The 14,632-nt window shown below is 66.4% G+C and carries 15 protein-coding genes; 5 read left to right on the top strand and 10 right to left on the bottom strand.

Going from position 1 to position 14,632, the window contains the following annotated elements; translation table 11 throughout:
• Positions 1 to 96: 96 nt before the first annotated feature.
• Both EZV60_RS00475 and EZV60_RS00470 read left to right on the top strand, forming a co-directional pair.
• A complete protein-coding gene (locus tag EZV60_RS00475) occupies positions 97 to 846 on the top strand; it encodes an SDR family oxidoreductase (RefSeq protein WP_135502158.1) in 750 nt (249 codons plus the stop codon).
• Positions 843 to 1,454 (top strand): enoyl-CoA hydratase/isomerase family protein, encoded by a 612-nt coding sequence (locus EZV60_RS00470; protein ID WP_135501051.1) that lies wholly within the window; start codon positions 843 to 845, stop codon positions 1,452 to 1,454. The genes EZV60_RS00475 and EZV60_RS00470 overlap by 4 nt, the downstream gene beginning before the upstream one ends.
• A 66-nt stretch (positions 1,455 to 1,520) precedes the next feature.
• Here EZV60_RS00470 and EZV60_RS00465 read toward each other — a convergent pair whose 3' ends face one another.
• From EZV60_RS00465 to EZV60_RS00455, 3 genes are all read right to left on the bottom strand, one after another.
• On the bottom strand, positions 1,521 to 2,897 hold the full coding sequence (locus EZV60_RS00465) for a multicopper oxidase family protein (protein ID WP_135501049.1): 1,377 nt from the start codon (positions 2,895 to 2,897) through the stop codon (positions 1,521 to 1,523).
• A 93-nt stretch (positions 2,898 to 2,990) separates the two neighbouring features.
• A complete protein-coding gene (locus EZV60_RS00460) occupies positions 2,991 to 3,359 on the bottom strand; it encodes a SpoIIAA family protein (RefSeq protein WP_135501047.1) in 369 nt (122 codons plus the stop codon).
• A gap of 63 nt (positions 3,360 to 3,422) precedes the next feature.
• Complete coding sequence (locus EZV60_RS00455) at positions 3,423 to 3,716, bottom strand: HNH endonuclease (RefSeq protein WP_135501045.1); 294 nt, start codon at positions 3,714 to 3,716, stop codon at positions 3,423 to 3,425.
• A gap of 182 nt (positions 3,717 to 3,898) precedes the next feature.
• Between EZV60_RS00455 and EZV60_RS00450 the strand changes: the two genes are divergently transcribed.
• On the top strand, positions 3,899 to 5,059 hold the full coding sequence (locus tag EZV60_RS00450; protein ID WP_135501043.1) for a TIGR03862 family flavoprotein: 1,161 nt from the start codon (positions 3,899 to 3,901) through the stop codon (positions 5,057 to 5,059).
• 10 nt (positions 5,060 to 5,069) lie between these two features.
• On the opposite strand, the gene EZV60_RS00445 is transcribed toward EZV60_RS00450, so the two are convergent.
• The 4 genes from EZV60_RS00445 to leuS all read right to left on the bottom strand — a co-directional run bounded on the left by EZV60_RS00445 (position 5,070) and on the right by leuS (position 9,812).
• Entirely contained in the window at positions 5,070 to 5,657 is a 588-nt protein-coding gene (locus tag EZV60_RS00445; RefSeq protein WP_135501041.1) for a glutathione S-transferase family protein, read from the bottom strand.
• 78 nt (positions 5,658 to 5,735) lie between these two features.
• Complete coding sequence (holA, locus tag EZV60_RS00440; protein WP_135501040.1) at positions 5,736 to 6,758, bottom strand: DNA polymerase III subunit delta; 1,023 nt, start codon at positions 6,756 to 6,758, stop codon at positions 5,736 to 5,738.
• Complete coding sequence (gene lptE, locus EZV60_RS00435; RefSeq protein WP_135501038.1) at positions 6,755 to 7,249, bottom strand: LPS assembly lipoprotein LptE; 495 nt, start codon at positions 7,247 to 7,249, stop codon at positions 6,755 to 6,757. Before lptE ends, holA begins: the two co-directional genes overlap by 4 nt.
• The gene (leuS, locus tag EZV60_RS00430; RefSeq protein ID WP_135501036.1) at positions 7,236 to 9,812 is read right to left on the bottom strand and encodes a leucine--tRNA ligase; all 2,577 of its coding nucleotides are present in this window, start codon (positions 9,810 to 9,812) and stop codon (positions 7,236 to 7,238) included. Before leuS ends, lptE begins: the two co-directional genes overlap by 14 nt.
• 197 nt (positions 9,813 to 10,009) lie before the next feature.
• Between leuS and EZV60_RS00425 the strand changes: the two genes are divergently transcribed.
• Positions 10,010 to 11,257 carry a glycosyltransferase family 4 protein gene (locus tag EZV60_RS00425; RefSeq protein ID WP_135501034.1) on the top strand — a complete coding sequence of 416 codons (1,248 nt, stop codon included), beginning with the start codon at positions 10,010 to 10,012 and terminating at the stop codon, positions 11,255 to 11,257.
• Between the two features lie 52 nt (positions 11,258 to 11,309).
• Here EZV60_RS00425 and EZV60_RS00420 read toward each other — a convergent pair whose 3' ends face one another.
• Entirely contained in the window at positions 11,310 to 11,795 is a 486-nt protein-coding gene (locus tag EZV60_RS00420; RefSeq protein WP_135501032.1) for a DUF3576 domain-containing protein, read from the bottom strand.
• 174 nt (positions 11,796 to 11,969) lie between these two features.
• Here EZV60_RS00420 and EZV60_RS00415 point away from each other — a divergent pair, with 174 nt between their 5' ends.
• Positions 11,970 to 12,623 carry a YggS family pyridoxal phosphate-dependent enzyme gene (locus tag EZV60_RS00415; RefSeq protein WP_135501030.1) on the top strand — a complete coding sequence of 218 codons (654 nt, stop codon included), beginning with the start codon at positions 11,970 to 11,972 and terminating at the stop codon, positions 12,621 to 12,623.
• A 33-nt stretch (positions 12,624 to 12,656) separates the two neighbouring features.
• Here EZV60_RS00415 and EZV60_RS00410 read toward each other — a convergent pair whose 3' ends face one another.
• Together EZV60_RS00410 and EZV60_RS00405 are read right to left on the bottom strand one after the other, a co-directional pair.
• Entirely contained in the window at positions 12,657 to 13,169 is a 513-nt protein-coding gene (locus tag EZV60_RS00410; protein ID WP_135501028.1) for a L,D-transpeptidase family protein, read from the bottom strand.
• A complete protein-coding gene (locus tag EZV60_RS00405) occupies positions 13,166 to 14,596 on the bottom strand; it encodes an amidase (protein ID WP_167853425.1) in 1,431 nt (476 codons plus the stop codon). The genes EZV60_RS00410 and EZV60_RS00405 overlap by 4 nt, the downstream gene beginning before the upstream one ends.
• Between the last annotated feature and the right edge of the window lie 36 nt (positions 14,597 to 14,632).

Raw genomic sequence — 14,632 nt, 5'->3', positions numbered from 1 at the left:
GCGCAGGGCGGGTCAAGGGGTTGTTGCTGGACCTTCCGGCTGACGCCGGGTAGCTCTGGGATCGGCCAGCCAGAGGAGGCGAAGATGACGGTAGCGATGGACATGACGGACAAGACGGTTCTGATCACGGGCGCGAGCCGGGGGATCGGGGCGGCGGCGGCGCGCGTCTTTGCCGGGGCCGGGGCCAACGTGGTGCTGACCGCGCGCAACGGTGACGCGATCGCCGATCTGGCGGGCGAGATCGGAGAGCGGGCGCTGGCCGTGCCCTGCGACGTCAGCCGCTACTGGGAAATCGAGGCCGCCGTGCACGCGGCCTGCGACACGTTCGGCGGGCTTGATGTGCTGATCGGCAATGCGGGCGTGATCGAGCCCATCGCGCATCTGGCGGAGGCCGATCCCGAGGCCTGGGGGCACGTGATCGACATCAACCTGAAGGGCGTGTTCTACGGCATTCGCGCCGCACTGCCGGTGATGCGGGCAGCGGGCGGCGGGTCGATCATCACGATCAGCTCGGGCGCGGCGCACAACCCTCTGGAGGGCTGGAGCCATTACTGCACCTCCAAAGCCGGCGCCAAGATGCTGACCGAATGCGCCGACAAGGAAAACCGCGACGCGGGCCTGCGAATCATGGGCCTTTCGCCCGGTACGGTGGCGACGCAGATGCAGCACGAGATCAAGGCAAGCGGGATGAACCCGGTGAGCCGTCTCGACTGGTCCGATCACATTCCGGCCGACTGGCCGGCCAAGGCGCTTTTGTGGATGTGCGGGCCCGAGGCGGACGCGTGGCTGGGCCAGGAGATTTCCCTGCGCGACGAGGACATCCGCGCCCGGGTGGGCCTGACATGATCCGGCTGGACAAACATGAAGACGGGCTTTGGGTTGTCACCATAGACCGGCCCGACAAGGCCAATTCGCTGACCCGTGAGATGCTCGAAGAGCTGGCCGGAATTGCCGAGGCGGCGCAGGAGGCACGGGCGCTGGTGCTGACCGGCGCAGGCAAGGTGTTCTCCGCCGGAATGGATCTGGAGGCGGCGAAATCGGGACTGGCCACGGATGGCGTGTGGGAACGGCTGTCGGGTGCGCTGGCGGGCTTGCCCGGCATGACGGTCGCCGCGCTTAACGGGACGGTGGCGGGCGGCGCCATTGGCATGGTGCTTGCCTGCGATCTGCGCGTGGCGGTGGCGGGCACCAAGGTGTTTTACCCGGTGATGCAGCGGGGGTTCCTGCCGCAGCCCTCGGACCCGGCGCGGCTGGCGGCGCTGATCGGCCCGTCGCGGGCGCGGATGATCCTGATGGCGGGCGAGAAGATCGACAGCGACACGGCGCTGGCCTGGGGGCTGATCGACCGGATGGTCGAGGCCGATCCTGTGGAGGCGGCGCGCGCGCTTTGCGCTGATACGCTGGCCGCCACGCCCGCGCATGCCGCCGCGATCAAGGCGATGTGCCGCGGCTAAGCCTTGCGGAGGAATTTCTCATAAGGATTCCGGCAGGTGCTTTTGCGGGAAAACCGGATCGGCGGCTCAGGTGACGCGGATCCAGTTCATCATGCCAGACATCTGATGCGCGGCCATGTGGCAGTGAAACATCCAGTCGCCCGGATTGTCGGCGACGAAGACGATCTCTCGTGTCTCATCAGCGGCGACCAGCAGAGTGTCGCGCCACGGGCCGAGCGCGCCATCAGCGGCGATCTCGCGGAAATGCATGCCGTGCAGGTGCATCGCGTGCGGAAAGGCGGTCCGGTTGGTGATGGGGATGCGGATCGTCTCGCCGAGGCTCGCGTCCAGCAGCGGCGCATCGGGCATGCCTGCCACCCCGTTGAAAAGCCAGAACTGCCCGCCTTCGATCAGCGTGCGCGCCGCCTGTTTTTCGCCCTTCCAGACCGCCTGTTCCGGCAGGCCGCGCATCGCGCCGCCTTCAAGCGTGAGCGGCTGACGGCGCGCGGTGTCGGGTGAGACCACCGGCATGTCGTTGGGCGGCAATGGTGCCGGCGCGGGGCGCGGGGCCTGCGCGGGGCCGCTCGCGGTCCAGGTGACCATGGCGTAGGTGCCATCGCGTTCGACCGAGGCGATCATCGCCTCTTCGCCCGGCGCGGCGGTGATGTCGACGAAGAGATCGGCGCGCTGCGCGGGCGCGAGCACCAGTTCGGTCGTCTCGGCCGGCGTTTCAAGCGGCATGGCGTCAAGCGCCGCTTCCCAGGCGCGCAGTCCCTGAAAGCGCAGCCGGAAGATGCGCGCGGTCGCGGTATTCACGAGGCGAAGGCGAAGGCGCGCGCCCGACACCTGTTCGCCGGTCAGCTCGGGCCGGGCGTTCACGGTGATGTAATTGCCGAGCCGCCCGTCATGGGACATGTCGTGGCGGTTGCCGAAGGAGTGATGGATCTGGGCCCCTTCATCAAGCCGCCAGTCGTCGAAAACCAGCACCTCTTCGCCATCCACGTCGGGGCCTTGCGGTTCTTCGACGATCATCACGCCGGCAAGCCCGCGCGAGATCTGTTCCAGCGAATTGGCATGCGGGTGATACCAGAAGGTGCCCGCGTCGCGCAGCGGGAAGGCATAGTCGAAGCTCTCGCCCGGCAGAACGCCGGCCTGCGTCATGTAAGGCACGCCGTCCATCGCGTTGGGCAGGCGCTGGCCGTGCCAGTGGATGGTGGTCTCCTGTTCGAGGCCGTTTTCGAGCCGCGCGCGGAACATCTCGCCTTGCCTGAGGCGCAGCGTCTCGCCCGGCACGGTCCCGTTGAAGGCCCAGAGATCGGTCTTGGGAAAATCAGACGGCGCAAGCTGCACCGAGACCGGGGCCGCGCGCAGCACCTGCGCCGGGGTCTCGGAGGCCAGGGGCGCACGCGCCAGAACCGGGGCGGCGGCCGCACCACCCAGAAAGGCACGTCGTGTGAGCTGCATGGTCGTCCCTCCGTCGGTTTGGGGGAAGGTGACATGCCGGGCGGCGCGGTCAAGCCCCCCGGCGCACGACAGGGTGCGACATGGGGCGCGCGCTTAGCCGTCGGGCGCGCGGATCCAGTCGCGGGCGGCGTCCAGGTCAGCCATCGGGAAGGTGCGCAGCTTGCACGAAATGACCGCCCCCGCGGCGCGCGAGACCGGGCTGAGCCAGCCGATATCGGTGACCACGGCGACATGGCTGATATGCGGGATATTGCGGATATCGAATTTCAGCCCCGACCAGATCATCGAGGCGTCGAAGCCGGTCAGGCTTTCGATCACCTCGATGAGGCGGATCGTGCCGTGCCGGTCGATGAAGTCCTGCAGCGGGCTGGCGATCGCGTCGAAATCGTCCTGCGTGACGCGGCCCGAGACGGTGATCTCGGCGGTGCCGGTGCTGTCGTCTTCGTGATAGGTTGTGGGCATGGTGCGGTCCTCCTCGGGGCCTCAAGTCTGCCGCAACGGCACCCATTCTGTCTTTGCGCCAGATCAACGCTTGCGGCGCGGTCCCGGTGTCTTGGAGTGAAAGCCGGGCGGGCGCTTGGCCACCCAGGCGATGAATTTCGCCAACCGGGGATGCGCGCGCAGGGCCTCGGGCGTGTTGAATTCACGCGCGAGTTCGGCCTCGGTGAGGGTGGCGTGGATCTCGTTGTGGCAGATCTGGTGCAAGAGCACGACCGGGCCGCCCTTGCCGCCTTTGAGCTTGGGGATCAGGTGGTGCAGGCTTTGCCGCGCCTCGGGCGGGATCGGGCGGCCACAAAGCGGGCAGATCGGGTCATCCATGGGATCGGGCTCTTCCGCTTGATTGCAGGGAGGATTTAGAGGCAAGAGGATGGGTGAGTTGGGGCCGGTGACAAGGGGCGGCACGTGAACGGGGACAATCCGGCCAAGGGCATGACATGCCGAAGCGGACGGCGGGGGCGCGGTTCGCCACGCCTCAAAGGGTTGCCGCAAGGCCCCGGCGCATGAGGAAGGCCGTTGTCATCGGCGCGGGGCCGGCGGGGCTTATGGCGGCTGAGGAATTGGCGCGCGCGGGCCTCAGGGTGACTGTGGCCGAGGCCAAGCCGTCGCCCGCGCGAAAGTTCCTGATGGCGGGCAAATCCGGGCTGAACCTGACCAAGAACGAGCCGTTGGAGACATGTCTTGCCGCCTATGGCGCGTCGGCGACGCGGCTGCGCCCGATGCTGGACGCGTTCGGGCCGGCGGACATGATGGCTTGGGCGGAGGCTTTGGGCCAGCCGCTGTTCACCGGTTCGACGGGCCGGGTCTTTCCGAAGGCGATGAAAGCCTCGCCGCTTTTGCGGGCCTGGCTGGCACGGCTGGAAGGCTCTGGTGTGAGGCTGGAACAGCGCTGGCGCTGGACCGGCTGGCAAGGGGAGACCTTGTGCTTCGACACGCCCGGGGGAGAGCAGGTTCTGGAACCGGACGTGGCGGTTCTGGCCTGTGGCGGGGCAAGCTGGGCGCGGCTCGGCTCTGACGGGGCGTGGGCGGAGTACATCCCCACTGCGGCGCTGAGCCCCTTTCAGCCCGCCAATATGGGCTTTGTCGTCAATTGGTCGGCGCATATGGCGCCGCATTTCGGTCTACCGCTCAAGGGCGTGGCGCTACTGGCGGGGGGACAGGTGTCGCGCGGTGAGGTGGTTTTGTCGGCTCGTGGGCTCGAGGGCGGCGGGATTTACGCCTTGTCCAAGACCTTGCGGGAGGGTGCAGGCCTGACACTCGACCTGATGCCGGACCTCAGGCTTGAGGATCTGCGCCAGAGGCTGGCGCGCGGAAGGCCCAAGGAGAGCATCAAGAACGTGCTGCGCAAGCGGCTGGGCCTTGATCCGGTGCGCGCCGCACTTTTGCAGGAATTCGCGCGGCCCCTGCCCCGCGACCTTGCCCCGCTGGTCAAATCGCTGCCGGTGCCCCTGATCGGACCACGCCCGATGGACGAGGCGATTTCCACCGCCGGTGGTCTGAGATTCGAGGCGCTGGATGACGGCCTCATGCTGCGCGGCAGGCCGGGGGTGTTTGCCTGCGGCGAGATGCTGGATTGGGAGGCGCCGACGGGGGGTTACCTGCTGACCGCGTGTCTTGCGACGGGACTGTGGGCCGGGCGCGCGGCGGCGGCCTATACCGCCTGACCGCTGCGGTTCAGGGCAACGCGGCCGCGCGCTGAAACGCCTCGCGAGAGGACAGCCGCGCGGCATAGTCCGACAGGTGCGCATCCGGCTCGGGGAAGCCCGCGCGCGACGCCCAGCCGAGGCAATGGGTCAGGATGATATCCGGGATCGTCATCGTGTCGCCCATCAGGAACGGGTCCTGAAGCTGTTCGGAAAGGCGTCGGATATTGTTGGTGTATTCCCATTTGAGCGAGGTCTTGACCTCGGGCACGCGGTGCTCCTCGGGCAGAACGAAGCTGTGGCGCGCCGCTGTCCAGAGCACGGCGTCGACATCGTCGAGGATCTGGTGGGTCAGCGCATCCTGCCGGGCGCGGTCGGGCGTCCCTGCGGGAAAAGTCAGCGCGGCATGCCGGTCGGCTAGATAGGTCATGATCGCGGTGCTGTCGGGGATCACGGTGTCGCCGTCGCGCAGCGCAGGTACCTTGCCCGAGGGATTGACCGCGCGCGCCTCGGCGCTGCGGGGCGACGCGGGGACGTGCTCGTACTCTGCGCCCAGCTCTTCGAGAAGCCAGAGCACGCGGAAGGCGCGGCTCGCGCGGGTGCCGATGAGTTGGTACATGCCGGGCGGCTCCTGTTTTGTGCGGTCGGGCGTGAGCGTGACGCGGGAAAGGCCCGACTGGCAAGGGGTAATCGCAGATTAGCGCACCATCATCGCCAGACGGATCAGCGTGCGTTCCACCAGCGCGAGCCCCGGCGCGGTCTGACCGGCCGAGCGCAGGCGCAGATCGGTGTCTGTCAGGATAGTCAGCGCCTCTTCCAGCCGGGCAGCGCCCCAAGCCTGCGCCTGGCGCTGCATCCGGTCGCGACGCGGGCCGAAGACCGGCGGGCGCGCCCGCGCCATCCCCTGCCCGACCCCGCCGGGATCAGAAGCGGCGGTGTAAAGCGTGCGGAAATGCCGGGTCGCGGCCATGCACAGACCGACGGGCTGAACGCCCTGCGCGTGCAGGCGTTTCATGATCGGGCCGATCTCGCCCGATCGCGCTTCGGCCACGATGTGAAGCACTTCGTCCAGCCCCGCCTCGGTCGAGAGCGGCGCGCAGGCAGCGATGTCGGCGGGCGAAACCGCTGTCGGATCGTTTAGCTTGTAGAGCGACAGTTTTTCGACCGTCTGGCGGAAATCGCCCGGATCGAGATCGCGGGATAGCGCGGTAAGGTCCCGCATCGCTTCGCTGTCGACGTTGTCGAGCCCCGCCTTGGCGAGTGTCGCCTCGATCTCGGCCCGGCTGGGCGGCTCGTCGTAGACGCCGATGGCATAGGCGTTCTTGTGGTTTTCAAAAAGCTTGCGCAGCTTTGAGGCCGGTTTGAGCGCGCCGGCGGTCACGATCACCTGCGCGTCGCCCGACCGCCAGTCGGCAAGCGCATCGGTGACGACGGGCGCGAGGCTGTCGTTGGCCTCCTCGACGAAGGCCACGCGCGGGCCCGGAAAGAACCCCTGCGCCTTGATCGCGTCAAGAAGCGCCGCGGGATCCTTGCGCAGGTCCCCGGCGGGAAGGCGGGTGAGGCGCATTTCCTCCTCGGCATCGGGGCCGAGCAGGGCCGCGATGACCTCCTGCCGGCGCAGCGCGACGCGCATGGCGTCATTGCCATAGATCAATAGACCGGTCTTGTCGGGATCGGGACGGGCGAAATAACCCGGCGCGTCGCGCGGCGAAAGCTTCATGCCGGAAGCGCGCCCGCCTCGGCGGTGAGGCGGTTGAGGATCTGTTCGGCGAGGATGGTCATCAGACGCGCCTCGGCGTCGCGCCGGGCGGCCTGCGTGGCCACGGTGGACCCGGATGCGGAATAGCCGACGAAACTGTCGGCCGAGCCGGTCAGCAGAACCTCGGTGCTTTGCAGGTCGCGCAGCGCGTATTTGACATTGCCCAGAATGTTATAGCGCGTGGTGACGTTGTTGGCGGAGATCGCGATGGCCTCTTCATCGAGGTTGATCGCATAGCTCAGCCCGTAGCGCGCCGGGCTGCCACGGCCGAGACGATCCTCGATATGGCGGGTCAGAAGATAGGCCGGGCGGCCGACGGGCGCGTCGGCCAGCACGGTGTTTTGCAGGCGTGTGGCTGCGCCGCCGGGTCCGTAGGCGGGGCTGAAGCCGCATCCGGCGAGCGCAAAGCCCGGCAGCGCGGCAAGCAAGGCACGGCGATTACACGACCACATTCACGATCCGCCCGGGGACGACGATAACCTTCTTGGGCTGGGCCCCGTCCAGCGACCTTTGCACAGCTTCCTCCGCGAGGGCCGCTTTTTCAACCTCTGCCTTGTCCATGTCCTTGGGCACAGTGATCTCGGCCCGGCGCTTGCCATTGACCTGAATGGGCAGAGTGACGGTGTCCTCGACCAGCAGGGCAGGATCGGCCTCGGGCCAGGGGGCATTGGCCACCAGCCCCTCGCCGCCCAGCATCTGCCACAGCTCTTCGGCAAGATGCGGGGTCATTGGCGACATAAGCTGGGCCAGCGAGCGGGCGGCCGCAGCTTTCGCATCGGTCCCGGCCTGTGATTTGGCCAGCGTGTTGGTGAAGGCGTAAAGCTTCGCGATGGCCGCGTTGAAGCCGAAGGATTCCACGCCCTTGGTCACGTCGTCGATGGCTTTATGCATCTCGCGCAGAAGCTCCTCGTCCGCCTCTGGCGTGGCGGCCTCGGTCTCGCCAGTGGTGATCTCGGACACGATGCGGTGCACGCGGGCGAGGTGTTTATAGGCGGCCTCGGCCCCGGCGGCGGTCCATTCCACATCACGCTCGGGCGGGCTGTCGGACAGGACGAACCAGCGCGCGGTGTCGGCGCCGAAGTCGCCGATGATGTTCACGGGATCCACCACGTTTTTCTTGGACTTGGACATCTTGGCGGACGGGATGATTTCCACCGCTTCGCCGGTTGCCTTCAGCTTACCATCCTCGACCTCCTCGGGCAGGTGATACACAGGCCGGCCCTTGGCGTCCTTCGTCTGGTAGATCTCGTGCGTGACCATGCCTTGGGTGAAAAGCGCGTCGAAGGGCTCGCGCGCCTTATCGGGCAGGTGGCCGCAGATGTTCATCGCGCGGGCGAAGAAGCGCGAGTACAAGAGATGCAGGATCGCGTGCTCGATCCCGCCGATATACTGGTCCACGTTCATCCAGTACGTCGCCTCTTCCATCACCGTGGGTGTTGTGGCGCGGGGCGCGGTGAAGCGGGCGTAATACCACGAGCTGTCGACGAAGGTGTCCATCGTGTCGGTTTCGCGACGCGCCTTGGCCCCGCATGAGGGGCAGGTGCAATCGCGCCAAGACGGATGCCGGTCGAGCGGGTTGCCGGGGATTGAGAAGTCGATCGGCGTGCCATCCTCGTCATAGGGCAGCTCGATGGGCAGGTTCTCTTTCTTTTCCGGCACCACGCCGCAGGCGTCACAATGCACCACGGGAATGGGACAGCCCCAATAGCGTTGACGGGACAGCCCCCAGTCGCGCAGGCGGAACTTGGTCACGCCCTTGCCCACGCCGTTTTCCTCGCAAAACGCGATGGCGGCGTCGATGGCTTGCGTGGCGGTCTGCGCCTCTTCCCCGGCGAAACCGTTGACGTAGCGCACGGTCTCGGGTTTGGGCGGCACATAGGCCGGGCCGCCCTCTTCGGGCGGAATGAAGGTGCCCTCTTCGCCCATGGCCGGAACGTAGACCGAGATCACCGGCAGCTCGTATTTGCGGCAGAAATCAAGGTCGCGCTGGTCATGCGCGGGGCAGCCAAAGATCGCGCCGGTGCCGTAATCCATCAGGATGAAATTGGCGATCCAGACCGGCAGCTCCCAATCCGGGTTGAGCGGATGGCGGACCTTGAGCCCGGTGTCAAAGCCCAGTTTAGGGGCCTTTTCCAGCGCCTCCTCGGTGGTGCCGCCCTTGGAGCATTCGGCACGGAAGGCCGCGACGTCGGGATTCTGTTCGGCCAGTTCACGGGCCAGCGGGTGATCGGGCGAGATGCCCACAAAGCTTGCCCCGCGCAGCGTGTCGGGGCGGGTCGTGTAGACCTCGATCGGGTCGCCGCCATCGGTGCGTTCGAAGCTGAACTGCAGACCGCGCGACCGGCCGATCCAGTTCTCCTGCATCAGGCGCACCTTCGCGGGCCAGTCATCGAGGTTTTGCAGAGCATCAAGCAGATCCTCTGAGAAATCCGAGATCTTGAAGAACCATTGCGTGAGTTCGCGGCGCTCGACCTCTGCACCGGACCGCCAGCCCTTGCCGTCGATCACCTGCTCATTGGCGAGCACGGTCATGTCGACCGGGTCCCAGTTCACGACAGCGTTCTTGCGATAAACGAGACCTTTTTCGAGGAAATCGAGGAAAAGCGCCTGCTGCTGGCCGTAATACTCCGGATCGCAGGTGGCAAACTCGCGCGACCAGTCGATGGACAGGCCCAAAGGCTTCATCTGGCCGCGCATGTCGGTGATGTTGCCGTAGGTCCAGTCCTTGGGGTGGCCGCCGGAGGCCATCGCGGCGTTCTCGGCGGGCATGCCGAAGGCGTCCCAGCCCATCGGGTGCAGCACGTTGTGGCCCGTGCTGAGCTTGTAGCGCGCGATCACGTCGCCCATCGTGTAGTTGCGCACATGCCCCATATGGATGCGCCCCGACGGGTAGGGGAACATCTCCAGCACGTAATATTTCGGCTTGTCCTTCGTGCGGGTGGCCCGAAAGATTCCGGCCTCATCCCAGGCCTTTTGCCATTTCTTCTCGATCTCGGCGGCGGAGTAGCGCGACATGAGCCGTCTCGTCCTTCCTCGTTCCAACGTCCCGAGGGTGATAGGCCCCTGCGCGCGCAGGGTCCAGTGGGGTGGCTCAAAAATCGGGTGCAAGCGATCCTGGGAAAGAATTCGGATCGCGGCGTCGAAAATTGTCCTGCGGACTATCGCACACCTGCGCCGCGCGGCTATAAGCCGGGAAAACCACAGGCCTGCCCATGAAGATCCTTTTCATCCATCAGAACTTTCCCGGCCAGTACAAGCACCTTGCGCCGCTTCTGGCGCGGCGCGGGCACCATTGCGTCGCCCTGACACTGCGGGTCAAGAAGCCCGCGAAATGGCACGGGGTTCAGGTCCTGCCCTACAGCCTTCCGGCGCGCGACGGCCAGAAGCTGCATCCGTGGCTGATCGATCTGGACACCAAGGTGACCCGGGGCGAGGCGTGCTATCGCGCGGCGCGGGAACTGAAGGCGCAGGGTTATACGCCCGATCTGATCCTCGCGCATCCGGGCTGGGGCGAATCGCTTTTCCTGCGCGACGTCTGGCCCGACGCGAAGCTGGCGATTTATTGCGAGCTTTATCACCTGTCGGACCATCCGCATCTCAACTTCGACCCGGAATTCGACAAGAGCGATCACGGGCTGCAGGCGCTGCGCATCCGGCTCAAGAACATCAACAATCACCTGCATTTCCCGCAGGCCGATGCCGGGATCAGCCCGACCCGGTTTCAGGCCGACACCTTTCCGGCCGATTTCCGGGACCGGATCACGGTCAGCCATGACGGGATCGACACGGTCACCGCCTGCCCGATGCCCGATGTGCGGTTGACGATCGAGGACAAGCTGGACGTCACCCGCGACGACGAGGTGATTACCTTCGTGAACCGCAATCTCGAACCCTACCGGGGGTACCACGTTTTCATGCGGGCCCTGCCCCGCCTGCTGCGCGAACGGCCCGATGCCAAGGTGCTGATCGTGGGCGGCGACGAGGTCAGCTATGGCGCCTCGCCGCCCAAGGGCCAGACGTGGAAGCAGATCTTCATCGACGAGGTTCGCGACAAGATACCCGACGACGACTGGGCGCGGGTGCATTTCCTCGGGCGCATCCCCTATGACCAGTTCCTGCGCCTGCTGCAGGTCAGCCGGGTGCATGTCTACCTCACCTATCCCTTTGTCCTGAGCTGGAGCCTGATGGAGGCGATGGCCTGCGAAGCCGCCATCGTCGCCAGCGGCACAGAGCCGGTCCGCGAGGTGATTCGCGACGACGAGACCGGGCGGCTGGTCGATTTCTTCGACGGCGAAGCCCTTATCGACGAGGTTTGCGCCTTGCTGGAGGACGAGGCGGCGCGCAAACGGCTGGGGCGCGCGGCGCGCAGGCTTATGGTCGAGCAGTACGATCTTTACGGGATCTGCCTGCCGCGGCAATTGCGCTGGCTGTCGGGGGTGATGAACGGCGCCGAGGTCTGAGCCGGGCGCCGTAAATTGGATTGGGCCCTGTCCGGCTTCGGGCGTGGGGCGTCTAGTACCTGGCGGCCTGGGTACGAAGCTGCCGCGCGCGTGTGAGGATCGCATCCTCGATGGCGCGCTGCGTTCCGGCGGCCACGGGACCGCCGCGCGTTTGCACCGCGACATTGAGCGACCGGGCGTCAAGCGCCGGATCGCTGATCAGCACGGTCGCGCGATAGGCCCGCCCGCCACCGGGCGGCGTGCCATAACCGGTGGTGATGACCCCTGTGAAGGGATCGGCGTTCTGCACCGGCAGGAAATCGAGCACCTCAAGCGAGGCGGTCCAGAGAAAGCGGTTGACCTTGATGCCCGAGCCGCCGCCACGGAATGCATCGAAGAGGCTTGTGCCGTTATTGGTGTATGTGGCGGTTCTATTCGGACCGCTTTCGACCACGTAGGCATCCGGGTTCAGCCGGGCGTTTTCCCACGCGCTGCAGGAGGCCAGAAGGCCGAGGCAGGCCAGCACAATGCCGGCGGTCTTGATACGCAAAAAGGTCATCGGCGCGTCCGTTGCTTGCTTCCTGTCCTCTACTATCCAACCGTTACCGGCCAAGCAAGGAGTTTACCCCGCACGCAACCCGGTGCAGGCTGCGGCGGCGTTGGGGATTGTGGGACGCCCCCGGCCCGTGGCATGACCGAAGCCGGAAGCGCATGCGATGAAAGGAGCCCCGCGATGGGTTTGCAGGAGATCACCGACCGGATTGCCAAGGCGGAGAAAGAGGCCGGACGCGAGGCCGGATCGGTCAAGCTGATCGCGGTGTCGAAGGTGCAGCCGCTGGAGCGCGTCGAGGCTGTGCTTGACGCCGGTCACCGGATCTTCGGCGAGAACCGGGTGCAGGAGGCGGCAGGCAAGTGGCCCGATTTCCGCGCGCGGTATGACGGGATCGAATTGCACCTGATCGGCCCGTTGCAAACCAACAAGGCGCGGCAGGCGCTGGAGCTCTTCGACGTGATTCATTCCGTCGACCGCCCGAAACTGGCCAAGACCCTTGCGCGGCTGGCGCAGGAAGAGGGCAAGTGCCCGCCCTTGTTCGTGCAGGTCAATACCGGCGAGGAAGCGCAAAAGGCCGGCGTTCTACCCAAGGAGGCCGATGCCTTTATCGCGGAGTGCCGCGATCTCGATCTTTCGCTGGAGGGGCTGATGTGCATCCCGCCGGTCGACGAGGAGCCGAGCCTGCATTTCGCGCTTCTGGCCAAGATCGCCGAGCGCAACGGTCTGAGCGGTCTGTCCATGGGCATGAGCAGCGATTTCGAACGCGCCATTTCACTTGGCGCGACCCATGTGCGCGTGGGAAGCGCCATTTTCGGTGAACGCCAGTACGACTGAGGCGCGGCAAAGCGGCACCGAGTGCCCAGGTGATCAGCGGCGCGCGGCCCCCGGTGGCACGATCAGCCGAGTGTCATAGGTGATCAGACCCGCGATGCGGCGCAGGTGATCGGGGCGGAACGCGACGCAGCCCGCGGTAGGAAAGCCCGGCCGCCGCCAGCGATGCAGAAAAATGCAGGAGCCGCGCCCTTTCTCGGCGCGTGGCCAGTTCCAGTCGGTGATCAGGATCAGGTCGTAAAGCGGATCGGCCCGGCGCAGCACCTCGTGCGAGGGGGCGTAGGGGGCGCGGACCATCAGGTTGTAATCCTCGTGCGCCGGGTCATCCGACCACAAATCGCCGGGCCGGATCGGCACCGCCCAGTCAGCAGGCCGCGCCATGCGGTCGGGGCGATAGAGCATGCCGACGATCCGGTGTGTACCCACGGGCGTTGCGCCGTCGCCTTCACGCTTGTCCCTGGCTATCCCGCCGCGCCCGATGGTGCAGGGATAGACCTGCCCGCGAAAGCGCAGGCCGCGCGGGGTCAGAACCATGTCGCGCGGCGTCATGGCGCGAACCCCGGCAGGCCAGACGCGGGCAGAAAGAGATCCGGCGCGGCCTCGCGGTACAGCATCGCGGCCTCGAAAACGCCCCGGTCGTCGAAGGTTCGGCCCACGATCTGAATCCCCGTGGGAATGCCGTGACGGTCACGGCCCGAGGGCACGGACATCACCGGACAGTTGTGCAGCATATTGAAAGGATGGGTCATCACCCAGCCATATTCGCCATCGACCACCTGCCCGTCCACCCGGAAATCCGGGGCAAGCGGATCGTGCTCGGCGGGCAGTGCGCCAATGGTTTGCGTCGGGCAGATGAAGATATCGTAGTCCTCCATCAGCGCGCCGAACCGCTGATACATCTCGTGCTGATACTCCCACGAGCGCGCGACATCGTCGGGCTTGGCGTTTTGGGCCGCATGGGCGGCGGCACGGGCATAGGGCGTCATGCGCGCCCCGAACTCCTCCAGCAGCCAAAGCGGCATCCGGCCGAAATGCATCGCCGTGTACCATTGCATCGAGGCAGTATCGACATGCGCGTCCCAACCGGGATCGACCTTCTCGACCATAGCGCCGGTCGCGCGGAAGATATCGAGCGCGGCTTGCGTGTTGGCGCGCACATCAGGATCCAGGGGCATGTATCCGAAATCCAGCGAATACGCGACGCGCAGCGCGCGCGGTGGGAAGCTGTCGGGAAGCGTCACCCGGTCGCGCAGGCTATCATGATCCCGCGGATGCGGGCCTGAAACGATGTTTTGCGCAAGGGCGATATCGCCCACGTCCCGCGCCAGGAAACCGCAATGATTGTAGCGGTCGAAGTTGGCGGGCGGTCCGTCGGGATTGCGCCCGTGCGGTGGCTTGTAGCCGGCCAGCCCGCAGGAACTTGCCGGGATACGGATCGAACCGCCGATATCCGTGCCGGTGGCAAGCGGCGTCATGCCCGCGGCCAGCGCCGCCGCCGATCCGCCCGAGGACCCGCCCGGGCCAAACGCGAGACTGAAAGGATTGCGGGTCACACCCCAAAGGTTCGACCAACAGACGCCGGAGAGGCAGAATTCCGGCGTGGTGGTGCGGGCGTGAATGATCGCACCCGCCGCCAGAAGCCGTTCGACCATCGGATCGGAGTGGTCTTCGATATTGTCTTCCAGAGCGAAAGAGCCTTGCGTGGTGCGCTGCCCGGCGACGCGTTGCGCGTCCTTGACCGCCACGGGCAGGCCTTCGAGCGGGCGCTGCGTGCCGGACACATACCGGGCGTCAGCCGCGCTTGCGGCCTCGCGCGCGGCGTCGAAGAACGTTTCCGTGTAGGCGTTGATCTTGGTATTGACCGCCTCTGTCCGCGATATGAGTGCGTCCAGATAGGCCGACGGCGTCAGCGCGCCCGAGGCGAAGCGGGCGAGCACCTCTCGGGTGGGCAGATAGCACGGATCGGGGGTGGGCATCGCGGGCTCCTTGGCGCGCAGCATGCCGGAACGCCC

The organism is Roseovarius aestuariivivens (genome assembly GCF_004761875.1).
Classification (GTDB): Bacteria; Pseudomonadota; Alphaproteobacteria; order Rhodobacterales; family Rhodobacteraceae; genus Roseovarius; species Roseovarius aestuariivivens.
This window is presented reverse-complemented; position numbering and strand designations above follow the sequence as displayed.

Excerpts from the sequence above, each read along its gene's own strand:
- EZV60_RS00475 (WP_135502158.1), top strand. The coding sequence starts at position 97 with ATGGACATGACGGACAAGACGGTTCTGATCACGGGCGCGAGCCGGGGG.
- EZV60_RS00470 (WP_135501051.1), top strand. The coding sequence starts at position 843 with ATGATCCGGCTGGACAAACATGAAGACGGGCTTTGGGTTGTCACCATA.
- EZV60_RS00465 (WP_135501049.1), bottom strand. The coding sequence starts at position 2,897 with ATGCAGCTCACACGACGTGCCTTTCTGGGTGGTGCGGCCGCCGCCCCG.
- EZV60_RS00460 (WP_135501047.1), bottom strand. The coding sequence starts at position 3,359 with ATGCCCACAACCTATCACGAAGACGACAGCACCGGCACCGCCGAGATC.
- EZV60_RS00455 (WP_135501045.1), bottom strand. The coding sequence starts at position 3,716 with ATGGATGACCCGATCTGCCCGCTTTGTGGCCGCCCGATCCCGCCCGAG.
- EZV60_RS00450 (WP_135501043.1), top strand. The coding sequence starts at position 3,899 with ATGAGGAAGGCCGTTGTCATCGGCGCGGGGCCGGCGGGGCTTATGGCG.
- EZV60_RS00445 (WP_135501041.1), bottom strand. The coding sequence starts at position 5,657 with ATGTACCAACTCATCGGCACCCGCGCGAGCCGCGCCTTCCGCGTGCTC.
- holA (WP_135501040.1), bottom strand. The coding sequence starts at position 6,758 with ATGAAGCTTTCGCCGCGCGACGCGCCGGGTTATTTCGCCCGTCCCGAT.
- lptE (WP_135501038.1), bottom strand. The coding sequence starts at position 7,249 with ATGTGGTCGTGTAATCGCCGTGCCTTGCTTGCCGCGCTGCCGGGCTTT.
- leuS (WP_135501036.1), bottom strand. The coding sequence starts at position 9,812 with ATGTCGCGCTACTCCGCCGCCGAGATCGAGAAGAAATGGCAAAAGGCC.
- EZV60_RS00425 (WP_135501034.1), top strand. The coding sequence starts at position 10,010 with ATGAAGATCCTTTTCATCCATCAGAACTTTCCCGGCCAGTACAAGCAC.
- EZV60_RS00420 (WP_135501032.1), bottom strand. The coding sequence starts at position 11,795 with ATGACCTTTTTGCGTATCAAGACCGCCGGCATTGTGCTGGCCTGCCTC.
- EZV60_RS00415 (WP_135501030.1), top strand. The coding sequence starts at position 11,970 with ATGGGTTTGCAGGAGATCACCGACCGGATTGCCAAGGCGGAGAAAGAG.
- EZV60_RS00410 (WP_135501028.1), bottom strand. The coding sequence starts at position 13,169 with ATGACGCCGCGCGACATGGTTCTGACCCCGCGCGGCCTGCGCTTTCGC.
- EZV60_RS00405 (WP_167853425.1), bottom strand. The coding sequence starts at position 14,596 with ATGCCCACCCCCGATCCGTGCTATCTGCCCACCCGAGAGGTGCTCGCC.